This is a genomic window from Bacillus cereus group sp. MYBK220-1, assembly GCF_051916445.1.
In the GTDB taxonomy this organism is placed as follows: domain Bacteria; phylum Bacillota; class Bacilli; order Bacillales; family Bacillaceae_G; genus Bacillus_A; species Bacillus_A cereus.
The window spans coordinates 1,284,216-1,301,304 of record NZ_JBQAGQ010000002.1 but is presented as its reverse complement, the minus strand read 5'-3'; the positions used below and the strand labels follow the sequence as shown (position 1 = coordinate 1,301,304).

Below are 17,089 nucleotides of genomic sequence, written 5' to 3'. Positions count from 1 at the left end.
AAACAACAAGAAGAACAAAAACGTCAGGCTGATGAACAAGCTCGTAAACAACAAGAAGAACAAAAACGTCAGGCTGATGAACAAGCTCGTAAACAACAAGAAGAACAAAAAGCACAGCAAGCTCAAACACAACCAGCTAATGGTAATACTGATAGTGCATACTACAAAAATTGTGCTGCAGTTAGAGCAGCTGGGAAAGCTCCTTTACATAAAGGGCAACCAGGTTATAGCTCTCATCTTGATCGTGATGGCGATGGAATTGCATGTGAAAAATAGTAATAAAAAAGAAGCTTTTACTAAGCTTCTTTTTTATTAACGTAAAATATTACCACTTATTACTTTCCCCCTTATTTTAATAACATTCTTCTTATTATTCTCAAAAACGACACAGAATAAGTGATTTCAATCACTACATAGATTTTAATTTATCGCTATTCTTAATTCAGATATTACATTAAAACTTTATGGAGGCATTCATATGGAACATACATTTACTGAAACTTCAATTGTTGGTGAGATTGTTACACAATTTCCGAAAGCTAGTGATCTTTTTAAATCATATAGAATAGATTTTTGTTGTGGCGGTAATAAGCCACTTATTGATGCAATTCATGAAAGAAATTTATCAGCTACTGAAGTGCTTACAGAGTTAAATACGCTTTATCATAATACGAAACGATTAAATGAATCGGAAATTGATTGGAAAAATGCTTCTTATCGTGAATTGATTGATTATGTTATAAATAAGCATCACCGCTATTTAAATGAAGAATTACCACAGTTAAGTCCATATGTGACAAAAGTATTACGTGTTCATGGGGCAAGTCAGCCTCATTTAGCTCAAATTCATAAGCTATTTCATGAACTTAAAATGGAATTAGAACAGCATTTAATTAAAGAAGAAATGGAAGATTTTCCATTAATTTTAGAATTTGAACAAAATCCAACTAATGAAAACTATGCTAAGTTACGTAAAGTAGTAAATGAACTAGAAAATGAGCACAATCATGCTGGAAATATTATAAAAGAACTTCGTAAAGTGACAAATGACTTTACTCCTCCAGAAGGTGCTTGCGGTACTTATCGACTTGTTTACCAACGCCTCGAAGCGCTAGAGTCTGATTTATTTGAGCATATTCATTTAGAAAATAATATTTTATTTCCGCGTGCCATTACGAAAGCATAAATCAAGTGCAGGACATGAGTGTAAATACTTATGGCCTGCTTTTTCGTTTCGCGAAAAATATTCACATCCCCTTCACATAAAACCGAATTTTAACAATTTGTGAATCATTATAAAAATGTGATAAATATCACATCTCCCCCTTATTTGATTTTCTATAATAAAAATATAATCCTTTGTTCAATATTTCACATAAAAAGGGGAAACGAAAATGAAAAAACGTTTAGTTATGATCGGAAATGGTATGGCTGGCATTCGCTGTATGGAAGAAATCTTAAAACATGATAGTGATTCATATGAGATTACTATTTTTGGAGATGAACCGCATCCAAACTACAACCGCATTATGCTCTCTCATGTTTTACAAGGCAAAACAAATATGCAAGATATCATTATGAATGAATACAGTTGGTATGAAGAAAACGAAATAACTTTGTATACGGATGAAAGAGTTCAAAGTATTAACCGAGAAGAAAAAATTATTATTACAGAAAAGAAGCGTACTCTTACATACGACAAGCTCATTATCGCAACAGGTTCTAGTGCTTTTATTTTACCTGTTGAAGGTTCCGCACTTTCTGGTGTAACAGGATTTCGAACTATTGAAGATACACAATTTATGATAGATACCGCTAAAGAAAAGAAAAAGGCCGTTGTCATTGGTGGCGGGTTACTCGGTTTAGAAGCCGCAAGAGGCCTAATTGATTTAGGAATGGACGTACATGTTGTTCATTTAATGCCTAGCTTAATGGAGCAACAACTAGATACGAAAGCAGCTGCTCTTCTGCGTGAAGATTTAGAAGCACAAGGCATGAAGTTTTTAATGGAAAAGAAAACTGTAAAAATTCTTGGTACAGACCATGTTGAGGGCATTCAATTTGAAGACGGTGAAGTTGTAGATTGTGATTTAATCGTAATGGCTGTCGGAATACGCCCAAATACGCAAATAGCAAAAGATGCTGGTCTAATTGTAAATCGCGGTATTGTAGTCAATGACTATATGCTAACAAATGATGAGTCCATTTATGCAGTTGGAGAATGTGCAGAGCATGACGGTATCGCATATGGACTTGTTGCTCCTCTTTATGAACAAGGTGCGATATTAGCAAAACATATAACAAATTTACAAACTGATGGATATTCGGGCAGTATCGTCGGTACACAATTAAAAGTTGCTGGTTGTGATTTATTCTCTGCTGGCCAAATTTATGAAGATGATCAAACGAAAGCAATATCCATCTTTAATGAATGTAAACGTTCCTATAAAAAAGTATTAATTCGTGATAATAAAGTCGTCGGTATCGTTTTATACGGTGATACAGCTGACGGTACACGCCTCTTTAGCATGTTAAAGAAAGAAGAAGATATACAAGAATATACACCAGCTTCCATTCTTCACAAAGCTGGTGAAGAATGTGAACTTGACGTTGCTACTATGAGTGCGGATGACACGATTTGCGGATGTAATGGTGTTACGAAAGGTACAATCGTTCACGCCATTTTAGAACAAGAGTTAACGACTTTTGAAGAAGTTAAAAGCTGTACGAAAGCCGCAGGTTCTTGTGGTAAATGTCGTCCACTTGTGGAACAAGTTTTATCTCATACACTTGGAGATGCTTTTGATGCCTCAGCGCAATCTGCCGGTATGTGTGGATGTACACCTTTATCCCGTGATGAAGTCGTAGCGGCCATTCACGAGAAAGGCTTAAAATCTCCAAAAGAAGTACGAAATGTTCTTGGTTTTGCACATGAAGACGGCTGTTCGAAATGCCGCCCTGCTTTAAACTACTATTTACGTATGGCGATTCCAGAAGAATATGAAGATGATAAATCGTCCCGTTTCGTTAATGAAAGAATGAATGGTAACATCCAGCACGATGGTACATTCTCTGTTATTCCACGTATGTACGGAGGCGTTACAACAGCTGATGATTTAATGAAAATTGCTGAAGTTGCGAAGAAGTATGATGTTCCACTTGTGAAAATTACCGGTGCAAGCCGAATTGGCTTATACGGTGTTAAGAAACAAGATTTACCTAACGTATGGGCTGACTTACATATGACTTCTGGATATGCGTATTCAAAGTCTCTTCGTAATGTAAAATCATGTGTTGGCTCTCGTTTTTGCCGTTTCGGTACGAAAGATTCATTAGGACTTGGTATGTTGCTTGAACAATCATTAGAAATGGTAGATACACCTCATAAAATGAAAATGGGTGTAACCGGTTGTCCGCGTAACTGTGCGGAAGTACTGACGAAAGATTTTGGCGTTGTTTGTGTCGAAAATGGATATCAACTTTATATTGGCGGAAATGGTGGTACAGAAGTACGTGAAGCTGATTTTGTAATGATTGTCCCTACTGAAGATGATGTCCTTCGCATCGCTGCAGCTTACATGCAATATTATCGTGAAACTGGTATTTACGGAGAGCGTACCGCCTACTGGACAGAACGTTTAGGCTTCGATCATATAAAAGAAATACTACAAGATGCAAGTATGGTTACTACGTTAAATGAACGTTTCCAAACAGCTCGTAGAACATATACGGAAGCATGGGGACAAGCACTAGAAACGAAATCATTAAAAGCGATGTATGAAGTAGAAACTGTGAAATAAGGAGCTGTGATCTAAATGATACAAACGAAAGAAAAAATAAAAGTTATGCGTGCGGAAGATCTTGCTATTCAAATCGGTAAAGAAGTGCAAATGAAAGGTATGTCTATCGCCCTATTCCGCCTTTCAAATGGCGATATTCGAGCTGTAGAAAATCGTTGTCCTCATAAAAACGGACCGTTAGCAGAAGGGATTGTGTCTGGAGAATTCGTCTTTTGTCCACTGCATGATTGGAAAATCTCACTACTAACAGGTGAAGTTCAAAAACCTGATGACGGCTGTATTCAAACATACGAAGTAGAAGTTATTGACGGTGACATTTATTTATACATGTAATTTTCGAAAGGAAGCCTCCTCTGGCTTCCTTTTAAATAAAAATTGATGAGGTGCAATTATGAACGGATATGTATATTTAGTTGGTGCAGGACCAGGTGATGAAGGGCTTATTACAAAAAAAGCGATAGAGTGTTTAAAACGTGCAGATATTGTTTTATATGACCGTTTACTAAACCCTTTCTTTCTTAGCTATACAAAACAAACATGTGAACTTATGTATTGCGGAAAAATGCCAAAGAATCATATTATGCGACAAGAAATAATTAACGCACACCTTCTTCAATTTGCGAAAGAGGGCAAAATTGTTGTCCGATTAAAAGGCGGAGATCCATCTATTTTTGGCCGTGTTGGTGAAGAAGCAGAAACTTTAGCAGCAGCAAATATTCCATATGAAATTGTACCAGGCATTACATCTAGCATCGCCGCTAGTAGCTATGCAGGTATTCCCCTCACTCACCGTGACTACAGTAATAGTGTCACTTTATTAACCGGACATGCAAAAGGTCCCTTAACCGATCATGGAAAATATAATTCATCTCACAATAGCGACACGATTGCCTACTACATGGGTATAAAAAACTTACCTATAATTTGTAAAAACTTACTACAAGCAGGAAAAAAAGAAGATACGCCAGTAGCAGTCATTGAATGGGGTACAACTGGTAAACAGCGCGTTGTCACAGGGACACTGTCTACCATTGTTTCTATTGTCAAAAACGAAAATATTTCTAATCCTTCTATGACAATTGTTGGTGATGTTGTTACTTTGCGGAATCAAATCTCTTGGAAAGAACGTAAACCATTGCACGGCAAGAAAGTTTTATTTGCAGCTGCAACAAATAAAAAAAGCGCAATAAAGCAAAAGTTACAAGAGTCCGGTGCAGAAATATATCAAATTCCAACTTTCAAAAAGAAAGAATACACATTAACCTCTGAACAAATCAATAAGATTTTTAACGTTGATCGTCTTGTATTTTGTTCCGCTGACAGTGTAGACATCTTAATGCAATCATGCAGTAAATATCATAAAGATATTCGTTCCTTACAGGCAGAACTTCAGTATATGAACCTTTCTATTCAAGAAAAGCTCATGCAATATGGATTGTTCAGTAAACCTGCGCAATTTTCTTCGAATTCAACGATTTATTTAGGACGAAACATTAACCGAATTGCTGTTATTCAAGAAAAAATTGGTGCTGGTTCCTATATGATGACTCATGAGTACACAATTGATCATCGCTTCGATGAAATTCATTCACGTATTCTTTCTGAATTCTCATGGGATAGCATTGTATTTGAAGGTCGTGCTTCTATTGATACGTTTCTAGCAGAAATAAAACGCCTTGGCTTTATCAATATTCTTACTCTCCCATTCTCGTATACCGACGTTCCAACTTTACACTATGCAAATAAAGTTGGGTTTCATAACGTAGATCATCAATTACAAGAAACTCTTATGAAGAAAGACATGGTGAGACAATGAAAGGAATTGTATATGTTGGACATGGGAGCCGGCTACAAGAAGGTAATGAACAATTCATTCAATTTATTCAATCTGTTATGAAAGAGCGAAACGAAAGAATTCAAAAAATAGCTTTTCTAGAACTAACGACACCTACTATTTCGGATGCAGTTACAGAAACGATAATAGAGGGAGTAACTGAAATAATGATTGTACCTGTTTTATTATTTGCAGCAGCTCACTATAAACGTGATATTCCTTTTGAAATAGAACAACTACAAAAGAAATATCCACAAATAACATTTTCAGTTGTACCTCCTTTTAGTACACATCCACATATGGTGGAACTTGTAGTGAAAAGAATACGTGAAGCTATGCCAATGCAAAATAGTAGTATTTTACTCGTAGGGCGAGGCAGTAGTGATCCACAACCGATACATGAATTACAACAAATCGGAGCAGCTGTCGAACGAAAACTTGGTATGCCAGTATCCTGTTCCTTTTTAACGAAAGGAACTCCCTCTTTCGCTGCTGAGCTCAAGGCTATAACATCGACTGCGTCCCATGTATATGTCATGCCGTACCTTCTCTTTACCGGATTATTACTTCAAAAAATTAAATTGCATACAAAAAAATATAATCACGTCACGACTTGTAACTGTCTTCAGTTTGATACATATATGAAACTAACATTATTAGAACGAATGGAGGAATGCATATATGTATAACATGTACCCTCTTATGTTTAATCTACAAAATAAAGTCGTTGTTATCATTGGTGGAGGTAAAATTGCATATCGAAAAGCGTCTGGATTAAAAGATACAGGCGCTTTCGTCACTGTTGTCAGCCCAGAAATTTGCGAGGAAATGAAGGAACTTTCTTATATTACTTGGAAACAAAAAACTTTTAGTAATGATGATATTAAAGATGCTCATCTAATTTATGCAGCTACAAATCAACATGCTGTAAATATGATGGTCAAACAGGCCGCTCATGATTTCCAGTGGGTTAACGTTGTAAGTGATGGTACAGCATCATCGTTTCACACACCTGGTGTCATTCGAAATGATGAATATGTTGTCACTATTTCGACTTCAGGTAAGGACCCATCGTTTACGAAGCGTATGAAACAGGAATTAACTTCTGTCCTTCCTAAACTTATAAAAAGAATTTCTCGTACTCATAAAATGGAATCTATCACTTAGCTAAAATAGGAATTAACTGTGAACAAACGTTTTTTAGAGACGTTTGTTCTTTTTGCTTTAGTTTCGTTTTTTAGGATCAGACAAACAATTGGACAAGAATCTGTGAAGAAAAATAACGGCAACAATTACGGACAAAAAAGCCGTTGCTTGAGAGCAACGGCTTCAATACAGGTTTTATATTGGATATTCATTCAACCAAATTAGCGCTTGTTCATAATCATCAAAAAATCTCACAGATTCTTTCGTATTAGATTGTTGTAAATAATCCATTATCTCCCCCTCTTCAAGGAGAAATGCAATTGCCTTATTGTTATTCAAAATGATTTCATTGAAGAACTTCTCTTTCCATACTTTTTGAACAGAAAAATGATTTGGCGTGTATCCTTTTCTATCCACCAACAATTTGTATTTCCGCCCTTCAGAAATGAATTGTTGACAAACCTGCTCAAAACCATTAAACCATTCATACACATCATCTGTTTTTATATTGCCAACTAGATGGGTAACAATTATATCTCCTGAAACTGTTGTGCTGATATTCTGTTTACTCAACTTGGAATCCCCCTTAGTTACAATTTTGCGGAAAAACCGCATAAAATCAATAAAGAAAAAATTCTTACTTGACGCTCCCACCCCACCGCTATCAAACTAAGCTCATGTAACGTCAATTATAAACGGAATTTTGTCTTTTTTCGCAAGTCTATATGTAGATGCTTTAAAGATTTTCATACGAAATAACCCGTAACGAGTTTCCTTTTTTTGAATTAAGCCACTTGATTATCAGACACGGTACAATTGTAAACGCCCCCCATATATCATAGACTGTTTTCTTCTCATATCGATGGGGTTTCCGTCCATCATTTACCGCCTCAAATCTATTCGTTTTTGCACGTATATTCAAAACAAAATATATGACAAATAAATAACGACAGTTACTGTAATAATGCTGAAAAGTGTTGAAAATAAAACGATTTGTGCATGTAATTCAGGCTCTATTTGATATTCCATAGCAATGGTTGATGTATTTCTTGAAGTAGGAAAAGAACTTGCAATAAATAATGATTGTGCAACAATACCATCGATGTTTAGTATGTATATTACGGCAAGTGCTAATAATGGTCCCATCAGTAACCTTCCAATTAAAGCCCATGTTATGACTCGATGGAAAAAATTAAGTTTAATGTTAGATAATTGTGCCCCTAGCAATATGAGTGCTATTGCAACAAAACCATTCGCAAGCTGATTAAGAGGTAGCAAGATAGAATTAGGTATTTGAATTTTAAAAGATTGAAAGAGAACCCCTAATACGAGCGCATGAAATACAGGCAGTCTTAGAAATGATTGAATAATACCTCCGATTGTTTTTGTTGCTGATAGTAAGTTATATATCCCATATGAATAAGTTAAAAGATTCTGGAAAATAACAATAAAAATTTGAATGGAAACCCCCACTGGATTGTGACTGAAAATCAATTGACTTACTGGTAACCCATAATTACCGGAATTCATTAACGAAATGCTATTTTTTAGAGCTGCACTTTCTCCTTTTTCTAACTTCAATATTTTTGAAATGAAATGACTTACTATGATCAGACTCAGACTATAAAGCATTAAATAGTATATTATCTGGAGCAAAAAACCTGTTTCTATACGAATATCATATATATTCACAAATACAGCCGCTGGCATTAAGCAATAAGTAATAAGTGTAGATAGCTGCTTTAAGTTAAATTGGAACTTTCTTTGTAAGATTGCACCAATTAGCATCAATATTAATATCGGTAATATTACGTCTAATATAATAAATACAAACATTTAAAACCTCATTCTAAATATATTTTAGTTGGATTAAACGCTTTACTAAATGTGGACACATTTCATTCATCGGAAAACACCCTTAGTCTCAATAATCAGAAAACTGAAATCGATAATATGAAAATGCTCATCAAAAATTCTTATTTCATTTCCCTCCCCTCTCTTTTCTTTAACATATCAAATATAACTCATAAAGAAAATTATGGATTATTTATACAAATTCATAATTTTATCTTATCGAACTGAACTGTATTCTTTAGTGTAGTACTTTTTTCACAATATCCGTTAGCCTTACCAAAAAATTTGGCCCTAAAAAAATCTGATACTGCAGTTACTATGCGAAGAATACTTACATCAATCCCATACTTGTCGCTTAAGCCACCTAACACACCTGATACTTGTTTATCTTGAGTGGACTTATATAACTTTTTCATCTAAACACCCCGATCCAATTAAATATTTGCATTCTAAAAATGAGTTCGATCTTTAGAATATATTTAAGATTTCCTTCACTAATCTGCCCTTTAATTGAATAACTTTTGACTTCTATATTTTAAAATAAAATTCCATAAGCCTTCTGTTTTTCATTTTAAAAGCACATTCTTATAGAAAACAAGCGTTTATTGAGATATCAATAAAAACATGTTGAAGCCTATTACTAAAAGAACCATCCCAATATACTTTGGGATGGTTCTTTTTCCTTATTAATGATTCTTTAACATCACTAACAATTTCTCTTGGCTATACATCCATACTGTAATGATTAAACAAGCAAGTGCGACTTCTGATAGTGCCATAAATCCAATTGCATAATGACCTGTTAATTGGAATAGTAATGTTAAAATTAGCGGTGGGAAGAATCCTCCTAGTCCACCTAAAGCTGATACGAGACCATTTACAATACCAGCTTGTTCTGAGAAATACATTGGAACGAGTTTGAAGATTGTACCATTACCAATCCCTGCACAAAATGCTACTAGTAAGCAACCAAATGTATACACGTTCATACTAGGCATAAATGATAAAATAATACCTGATAGTGTTAAACCGATAAATACGAAGATTAATATTTTAAATGGATTAAACTTATCACCGAGCCAACCACCAATCGGACGCATAATTGTTGCGAGTACGATGAATCCGGCTGTCCGCATACCTACATCTACTTTCTCTAATCCGAAATGAGATACTAAAAAGTTTGGTAAGTATACGGTAAATGCGACAAATGATCCGAAAGTTAAAAAGTAAAAGATACATAAAAACCAAAGTTTCTCATTTTTATATACACCTTTTATTTGTTCCATTAGTGGTGTATTCACTTTTTTCTCTTTACGATCACCTAATAAAAAGTTCATAAGTGCAAACACTGCAAGTAAAACTAAATAACATTGTACTGTCGTTCTCCAGCCAACTGAAGTTGCAATGACAGGTGCTAAAAACGAAGTAATTGCTGTTCCGGCGTTACCGACACCGTAAATACCATTTACAAAACCGTGACTCTCTTTCGGAAAGTATTTTGGTAAAGAAGTTACTCCTACAGAGAATACAGCACCACCGATTCCTACAAATAATCCACCAATAATTAAATCCATCATAGAATTGGCAACACTAATATAAAAAACAGGAAATAATAATAGAATAAAACTAATATAGAATAATTTTCTTGCTCCGAAACGATTTGTCCAATAACCAATTGGAATGCGAAGAATAGAGCCTAAAATAACAGGTACTGCTGTGACCATAGAAATTTGTCCCGCAGTTAATGGAATATCCGCTTTAATATAAGGCATTAATGATGATAAAATGACCCATACCATAAAACCGATAATTAGATTAGAAGTTTGTAAACTTAATTGAAAATTAGGACTTTTCATCCTGTTCCCTCCTATGTATGCATAGTTAAATTCATTCTCTCCAGCCCAATCACGTCCTAACATCATTAGGCTGAAAAGAATCAACCACCACTTACTGGCGGAATCATTGCTACGACATCACCAATTTGGATGATGTCATCCTCATTTGCGTATTCTTCATTTATCGCGACCATAATCTCGTTTGAAATTGCTATGTTGTATTTCTTAGTGAGGACTTCCTTTAATTCCGCAACTGTAATATTTTCATAGTCTATATGCAAAGCCGGCTTACTTGCTCCTTCTTGCAAATGTGCAAATAATAGTACTTCAATCATATTCTCATCTCCTTTCCAGGCTCGCCATTACCATATGCTGTTTTCTCTAACTGATCACCTATCCACCACTCTCCATCTTCCCAAAACTCTTTTTTCCAAATAGGAACAATTTGTTTTATGCGCTCCATAATATATTCATTCGCCTCATAGGCCGCTTTCCGATGTGGTGTAGACACAGCGACAATGACAGCAAGATCAGAAATTTGTAATGTACCAATGCGATGTGTAATAGCGACATATGTCCCCGGCCACTTCTCTCCTACTTCAATGCTAATTCTCTCAAGCTGTTTCTCCGCCATTGTCTTATAAGCTACATACTCTAAACAAAGTGTACGACGCCCTTTTGTAAATTCTCTAACAGTACCAACGAAAGTAGTAACTGCGCCACACTCACGACGAATTACTTTGTTTGTAACTTCCTCAATTGAAATAGGTGTATCAATTACTTCATAATACGTATATGTCATCTTGCACCTCTGATCCTTATATAAGTTAGCAATCCCTTTTTCTATTACTTGTATGATCGAAGCGGTTCTTCCCACGGCCACTCACTTCCGTTGTTTGATTCTAATAACAGTACCGAAACAGTAATTCCAGCTTCAAATCCTCTCGTTCCCCCTGGTAAAACGATAAATGCATTCGCTTCTGCAAGTGAAGAAATTGCGCTAGATTTATCTAAACCAACTGGTGTAACTTGTAATTGACCATCTATAATTTCTACTCGCCCTCTTACAAAACGAGTAAATGGGTTTGCTTTCGGAAAGTCTTTTTGTAAAATTGCCTCTGCACGATATATGTGCGAATCTTCCCTATGCAAGTATTTTCCAATGACTGGTCGAACATATAATTCACAACCGACATAACAAGCAGAAGGATTACCAGATAGACCAAATAGTAATTTTCCTTCTACCTCAGCTACAGTTGTCACACTTCCTGGTCGCATCGCTATTTTGTCAAAAAGTACATTAGCTCGTAATCTCTCATAGATGGCAGGTAAATAGTCATAGTCTCCTACTGAAACACCACCAGTTGTAATTAATATATCTACTTCTTTTATCGCCTTTTTTACAGTGTTATAACACGTCTCAAAATCGTCAGCGAATTGCCCATAATACTGTACAATCCCCCCTGCTCGTTCAATTTGAACAGCTACCATATAGGAGTTACTATTTCGAATCTTCCCTGGCTTTAATTGTTCATGTACTTCAAGCAGTTCGCTACCCGTCGTTACAATTCCAATCACTGGTTGTTTTATAACATGTACGAAACTATAACCAAACGTAGCAAGAAGCGCTGCTACTCCAGGATTAATAACAGTCCCTTTTTTCACAAGAATGCTATTTTGTTTTACATCTTCACCTTTAAAAGAAATGTTATCACCAGAAGAGAAAGATCGTTTTAATGTCATATAAGTCTTTTCGTTTTTTTCAAATCCTGCCGTTAGTTCTAACATAACAACCGCATTACACCCTCTCGGAATTGCGGCTCCTGTCATAATACGGACAGCTTGAAATGCTTTCACTTCTTCTGTAAAAACAAATCCTGCTCCAATTTCACCAATCACTTCAAACTGAATGGGGTTACTATTACTCGCTTCTTTCGTATCTTCCGCTCGAATCGCAAACCCGTCGTACGGAGAGCGATCAAAATGCGGAACATCATGATCTGCAATAACATCTTCTCCAAGTGTTCTACCGTAGCTTTCTATAAGAGAAACCTTTTCCATTTCACCTTGGTAGGCATATTTCATTACACGAGCAACTGCTTCTGCTACTGGAATTGGTATACGTTTTAATACCATTCTTTTTCACCTCGTTTTTGGAAAGTGAAACTCACTTTCTATTCAGCCTATATATTTTGCGTACAATCGTTTTGCTATTTTCACATCATTTGTCCCATGAATAAATGCCCTACCGTCTGTAAATAAAACGAAACGATATTCATCAATTAGAAATGCTAGTAAGTACGGCGTTTTTTGGACATGTACAATTTTTTGTAATCCTTTTTTGATTTCGTTTAAATTTAGAACTCTCTTTATTCCTGGACGGATTTGGACTGTATTCCGTCCGCATAATACTTCCGTTTTCATCTGCGCTTCAAATGTTAAACTTGGATACGTACGTGTATTTCCGCAAGATGGACATGTACTTTTTTTCTGTTTATTTACTTTTAATGAGAGAAATTGATTGTTCCAAATATCAAATGATAACATTGTTCCTCTTAGTGCCTCGAAATCATCCACCAATATTTTCATTGCTTCTGTCACTTGGTGAGCAACGACCATTTGTACAGTTGGCTGAATAATTCCCGCTGTATCACATGTTGCACCGCCCATAGGATGATCCATTAAGCAGCGAAAACATGGTGTTTTTCCTGGAAGAATTGTGTACGTTACACCGTAACTTCCAATGCATCCACCATATATCCAAGGTATATTTTCTTTTTGTGAAATGTCATTTATAAGTAGACGCGTATCAAAGTTGTCAGTCGCATCCAATATGAGATCCACTTCTTTCGTTAACTCTTCCATTTCTTGCATTGTGACGTCCGTTACAACTGGTACAATTTCCACATCAGAATTAATCTTTCTTACATGTTGTGCCGCTGCAATTGCTTTTGGTTTACACTGCTGTGCATCTTCTTCTGTATATAACTGTTGCCGCTGTAAATTACTCCATTCAACATAGTCACGATCAGCAATTGTCAATTTCCCAATTCCCATCCTAACGAGTGCTTCCGCATTCGCAGCTCCTAGTGCACCCGCACCGATTAGGAGCACATGTTTCTTTCTTATTTTCCTTTGTCCCATTTTACCAATTCTAGAAAACAACACTTGCCTTGCATAACGCTCTTGCATAAGAACTCCGCCTTTCACTATCCACCAATGTAAGACATTTCAACTTTTGGACGTTTACTTGTACTTTCAACTGTTCTTTCATCTGAATATCGATCTGTTCTATATCGCCATGTATGTTGTAAAATTTTTAATAGTGAGGCGTCAGAAATATTTTCTCGAAGAAGCGTTCGCAAATCCGTTCCTTTTGTTCCAAATAAACATGTAAAAAACTTACCGTCTGCCGAAATACGGGCTCTCGTACAAGAAGAACAAAATGACTCAGAAACAGAAGTAATAAATCCAACTTCTGCATCGCTCCCTACATATCGATACATTTTCGCAACCTCTCCAAAGTAACGAGGTTTAACAGGCTCAATCGGATATACACGATTAATCTTCTCTATTAATTGTTCCTTCGTAATAACTTGTTCAAAGTTCCATCCGTTCGTACTGCCCACATCCATAAACTCTATAAAACGGAGCTGAATTTCTTGTTCTTTAAAATAACGAGCCATATGAAGAATTTGACTATCATTCATTTCTTTTTTTACGACCATATTTACCTTTACTTCTAATCCAGCAGCCTTCGCTGCTTCAATTCCTTTCAATACAGGTTTTGTGCTTACATTTCTTCCATTAATTTTTTGGAAGACATGATCCTCTATTGCATCTAAACTAATATTTACTCGCTTTAATCCTGCGCCTTTTAGCACCTTAGCTTGTTTTGCTAAATGAATTCCGTTTGTTGTGAGCCCAATATCTTTTAAGCCTTCTAGCTTTGCAAGTCTTGCAATTAACGTCGGTAAGTCTTTACGCAATAAAGGTTCACCGCCAGTAAGCCTAATTTTATTGATTCCCATACTTATAAATAATCTCGCTAATCTTTCTATTTCATCGAACGTTAATAAAAGCTCTTCCTTTAAAAAAGCGTAATCAGGTCCGAACACTTCAGCAGGCATACAGTATGTACACCTAAAATTACAACGATCAATAACTGAAATACGTAAATCTTGAAGTGGCCGTTCTAAAGAATCTTTCATGTTCTCATGCATCTATATCCCTTCTTTTCTGCTGCAATCCTTAGTAAGCTTTCAATTTTTTTATTTGCCTTCATTATAAAAAAGAAGCTACATATTCAATGTGACTTTTCTCACATTACTTTCCCCATTCAAAAATTCTTCACAAATCCGTTCGAATTTTGTTCACATCTTTAATCTCATCCACTTTGTCTATTGAATTTTTCAAACTAAAAACTGAAGATTTCTTCCCCTTACGGTCATTGAAATTTCAATTTATTTTTAAAATAGCTCTTGCATTTTCATCATACTTACACTCAAAATAGGAAATGTATTGCTTATAAGAAGAAAGGTGATCACTGTGGCAAACAGTATGACATTATCTCAAGATTTAAAAGAATTACTTGCATCTGTTGAATATAAAATGCAAATTAAAAAAGGTAGTTTTATTTTTCAAGAAGGTATGGAGGCAACAGAGCTCTATATCATCCACTCAGGAAAAGTACAAATTAGTAAATTAAGTGCTGACGGACAAGAATTGACACTTCGAATTTGTTCGGAATATGACATTATTGGAGAACTAACATTATTCACGGACAATGCGAAATACTTATTAAATTCAAAATGCCTTGAAGATGTTGAAGTAGGAGTTATAAAGCGTGAAGCGTTAGAAAAAGCATTACTCCAAAAACCAGCACTTGTATTTGAATTTATGAAATGGATTAGTGAACATTTAAGAAGAATGCAAACGAAGTTCCGAGATTTAGTATTACACGGCAAAAAAGGTGCCCTGTACTCTACTCTTATACGAATGACAAATAGTTACGGTGTATTAAAAGAAAATGGGATTCTCATCGATTTACCATTAACAAATCAAGAACTTGCTAATTTCTGTGCAACTTCACGTGAAAGTGTAAATCGAATGTTAAATGAATTAAAAAAGCAAGGTACAATTTCGATTCATAAAGGAAAGATTACAATCCACGATTTACAATTTTTAAAATGTGAAATTGCTTGTGAAGATTGCTCTGCTTCTGTTTGTAGCATTGATTAGCATCTTATTTAGATGCTAATCTTTTTTCAATTTAAACTACTTATTAACGATTATTTCCTATGTAAACAAAAACGAGGCCTGCCATATGAGACCTCGTTTCGTTTTAGCTGCTAACTCCTATCCGTTTACAGCAGTATTATTTTTTCAACTCATTAGGAATACGTCTTCTGTAAATTACATAACTACGGCTTACATATTTAATTGGGGCACTAAATACATGTACTAGTCTTGTAAATGGCCACACTGCGAATAAACCCATCCCTGCAAGAATATGAATTTTAAACCATACTGGTACTTCCGTCATATATTCAACTTTCGGTTGGAAAATAAAGAGACTTCGGAACCAAGGGCCAATTGTTGTACGATAATCAAATCCTTTTGAATCGATATTTAAAAATGTTGAAGAAAGTCCTGCTAACATTACGATAAGTAATAAAATAAGCGCAATATAATCTCCCTTTGTGCTCGTTGCAATGATACGTTTTACAGTTACGCGGCGGTACGTTAATATAATTAAACCGATGATAGAAGCAACACCTGCCGGAAGCCCGAAACTAATTGCCATTATGTGATACGTATGCTCAGAAATACCTATCGAACTGTATACAGCTTCTGGAATTAATATCCCCATAACATGACCGCCAATTACGAACATAATCCCAAAGTGGAATAATAGACTTCCGATTCGGAGCATTTTCTTTTCTAATAGTTCACTAGATTTTGATGTCCATCCAAATTGATCATAGTTGTATCTAAAAATATGTCCACCGATAAAGATTGCAAAAATGATATAGGGAAACAATACCCATAGAAATTGATCCATCATTTTAACAACTCTCCTTTCTAATTTGTCTGTACACCCCATGTATCGATAGCGAGTAGAACAGCCGCAAGAATTGGTTCATACATACTACCTGCTTCTTTTAACTGAACGTGTAATGCTTGGATGTTCTCCTTGTATTTACTCATAATTGGTTCACTGTCTATCTCATTTGCATTTGCAAAAAACTCAAGCAATAGCGGTAAATAATCAGGTAGTTCTTTATCTGTTACTTCAAAACCAGATTTTTTATAATGCTGTTTTAACTCCAGTAATTCAATACCTCTTTCTCTTTGTTCACCAGTGTTCATATAAGTAAGATACATATTTGTTTTCTTACCAAAATCGAATGTATATACGTAACTATCAATGAGTTGATCATTCGTTTTATTTAGCGCTTGTTTTATAAAGGCTGTAAGTGATGCTTTAACTTCTTCCTTTTCTATCGTTTCAATCTCTTCTTGCAATTCAGTTACAGCTTCTCTCCACCCTAGTTCAGGATAGGAGAGAAGAAAAGAAGAACAAGAAAAAGCAGTTTGTAAACTTTGTTTCATCATTT

General features: G+C 35.4%; 19 protein-coding genes. 8 read left to right on the top strand and 11 right to left on the bottom strand.

Going from position 1 to position 17,089, the window contains the following annotated elements; genetic code table 11:
• The 7 genes from ACTFRU_RS13655 to ACTFRU_RS13625 all read left to right on the top strand — a co-directional run.
• Positions 1 to 276, top strand: a 276-nt coding sequence (locus ACTFRU_RS13655) for an excalibur calcium-binding domain-containing protein (RefSeq protein WP_049107470.1), incomplete at its 5' end; no start/stop codon positions are given.
• Between the two features lie 202 nt (positions 277 to 478).
• Positions 479 to 1,186, top strand: coding sequence for an iron-sulfur cluster repair di-iron protein (gene ric / locus ACTFRU_RS13650; RefSeq protein WP_000401361.1), 708 nt, complete (start codon positions 479 to 481; stop codon positions 1,184 to 1,186).
• Positions 1,187 to 1,394: 208 nt separating this feature from the next.
• On the top strand, positions 1,395 to 3,800 hold the full coding sequence (nirB, locus tag ACTFRU_RS13645; protein ID WP_290102348.1) for an NADPH-nitrite reductase large subunit: 2,406 nt from the start codon (positions 1,395 to 1,397) through the stop codon (positions 3,798 to 3,800).
• Positions 3,801 to 3,815: 15 nt separating this feature from the next.
• Positions 3,816 to 4,133 (top strand): nitrite reductase small subunit NirD, encoded by a 318-nt coding sequence (gene nirD, locus ACTFRU_RS13640; protein ID WP_000616677.1) that lies wholly within the window; start codon positions 3,816 to 3,818, stop codon positions 4,131 to 4,133.
• Between the two features lie 58 nt (positions 4,134 to 4,191).
• The gene (locus tag ACTFRU_RS13635) at positions 4,192 to 5,616 is read left to right on the top strand and encodes a uroporphyrin-III C-methyltransferase (protein ID WP_001014943.1); all 1,425 of its coding nucleotides are present in this window, start codon (positions 4,192 to 4,194) and stop codon (positions 5,614 to 5,616) included.
• On the top strand, positions 5,613 to 6,323 hold the full coding sequence (locus ACTFRU_RS13630) for a sirohydrochlorin chelatase (protein WP_000676473.1): 711 nt from the start codon (positions 5,613 to 5,615) through the stop codon (positions 6,321 to 6,323). Before ACTFRU_RS13635 ends, ACTFRU_RS13630 begins: the two co-directional genes overlap by 4 nt.
• Positions 6,316 to 6,801 (top strand): precorrin-2 dehydrogenase, encoded by a 486-nt coding sequence (locus ACTFRU_RS13625; protein ID WP_440037693.1) that lies wholly within the window; start codon positions 6,316 to 6,318, stop codon positions 6,799 to 6,801. Before ACTFRU_RS13630 ends, ACTFRU_RS13625 begins: the two co-directional genes overlap by 8 nt.
• Positions 6,802 to 6,975: 174 nt before the next feature.
• Here ACTFRU_RS13625 and ACTFRU_RS13620 read toward each other — a convergent pair whose 3' ends face one another.
• From ACTFRU_RS13620 to moaA, 9 genes are all read right to left on the bottom strand, one after another.
• Positions 6,976 to 7,395, bottom strand: coding sequence for an STAS/SEC14 domain-containing protein (locus ACTFRU_RS13620; RefSeq protein ID WP_080353262.1), 420 nt, complete (start codon positions 7,393 to 7,395; stop codon positions 6,976 to 6,978).
• 303 nt (positions 7,396 to 7,698) lie between these two features.
• Entirely contained in the window at positions 7,699 to 8,616 is a 918-nt protein-coding gene (locus ACTFRU_RS13615) for an AEC family transporter (protein ID WP_000497493.1), read from the bottom strand.
• Between the two features lie 221 nt (positions 8,617 to 8,837).
• Entirely contained in the window at positions 8,838 to 9,050 is a 213-nt protein-coding gene (locus ACTFRU_RS13610) for a PspC domain-containing protein (protein WP_061684623.1), read from the bottom strand.
• Between the two features lie 270 nt (positions 9,051 to 9,320).
• Positions 9,321 to 10,490: a nitrate transporter NarK gene (gene narK / locus ACTFRU_RS13605; RefSeq protein ID WP_440037692.1), complete on the bottom strand. Its 1,170-nt coding sequence runs from the start codon at positions 10,488 to 10,490 to the stop codon at positions 9,321 to 9,323.
• Between the two features lie 80 nt (positions 10,491 to 10,570).
• Complete coding sequence (gene moaD / locus ACTFRU_RS13600) at positions 10,571 to 10,804, bottom strand: molybdopterin converting factor subunit 1 (protein WP_000573692.1); 234 nt, start codon at positions 10,802 to 10,804, stop codon at positions 10,571 to 10,573.
• Entirely contained in the window at positions 10,801 to 11,271 is a 471-nt protein-coding gene (locus ACTFRU_RS13595; protein WP_440037691.1) for a molybdenum cofactor biosynthesis protein MoaE, read from the bottom strand. Before ACTFRU_RS13595 ends, moaD begins: the two co-directional genes overlap by 4 nt.
• A 44-nt stretch (positions 11,272 to 11,315) precedes the next feature.
• Positions 11,316 to 12,605 (bottom strand): molybdopterin molybdotransferase MoeA, encoded by a 1,290-nt coding sequence (locus ACTFRU_RS13590; protein WP_440037690.1) that lies wholly within the window; start codon positions 12,603 to 12,605, stop codon positions 11,316 to 11,318.
• 42 nt (positions 12,606 to 12,647) lie between these two features.
• Positions 12,648 to 13,661 carry a molybdopterin-synthase adenylyltransferase MoeB gene (locus ACTFRU_RS13585; RefSeq protein ID WP_049107460.1) on the bottom strand — a complete coding sequence of 338 codons (1,014 nt, stop codon included), beginning with the start codon at positions 13,659 to 13,661 and terminating at the stop codon, positions 12,648 to 12,650.
• A gap of 17 nt (positions 13,662 to 13,678) precedes the next feature.
• Positions 13,679 to 14,692: a GTP 3',8-cyclase MoaA gene (gene moaA, locus ACTFRU_RS13580; protein WP_086389022.1), complete on the bottom strand. Its 1,014-nt coding sequence runs from the start codon at positions 14,690 to 14,692 to the stop codon at positions 13,679 to 13,681.
• 325 nt (positions 14,693 to 15,017) lie between these two features.
• Here moaA and ACTFRU_RS13575 point away from each other — a divergent pair, with 325 nt between their 5' ends.
• Positions 15,018 to 15,710 (top strand): Crp/Fnr family transcriptional regulator, encoded by a 693-nt coding sequence (locus ACTFRU_RS13575; protein ID WP_000013866.1) that lies wholly within the window; start codon positions 15,018 to 15,020, stop codon positions 15,708 to 15,710.
• Between the two features lie 136 nt (positions 15,711 to 15,846).
• Here the strand turns inward: ACTFRU_RS13575 and narI are convergent, their stop codons facing one another.
• Together narI and narJ are read right to left on the bottom strand one after the other, a co-directional pair.
• A complete protein-coding gene (narI, locus tag ACTFRU_RS13570) occupies positions 15,847 to 16,536 on the bottom strand; it encodes a respiratory nitrate reductase subunit gamma (RefSeq protein WP_440037689.1) in 690 nt (229 codons plus the stop codon).
• A gap of 17 nt (positions 16,537 to 16,553) precedes the next feature.
• Positions 16,554 to 17,084 carry a nitrate reductase molybdenum cofactor assembly chaperone gene (gene narJ, locus ACTFRU_RS13565; RefSeq protein WP_016122390.1) on the bottom strand — a complete coding sequence of 177 codons (531 nt, stop codon included), beginning with the start codon at positions 17,082 to 17,084 and terminating at the stop codon, positions 16,554 to 16,556.
• Between the last annotated feature and the right edge of the window lie 5 nt (positions 17,085 to 17,089).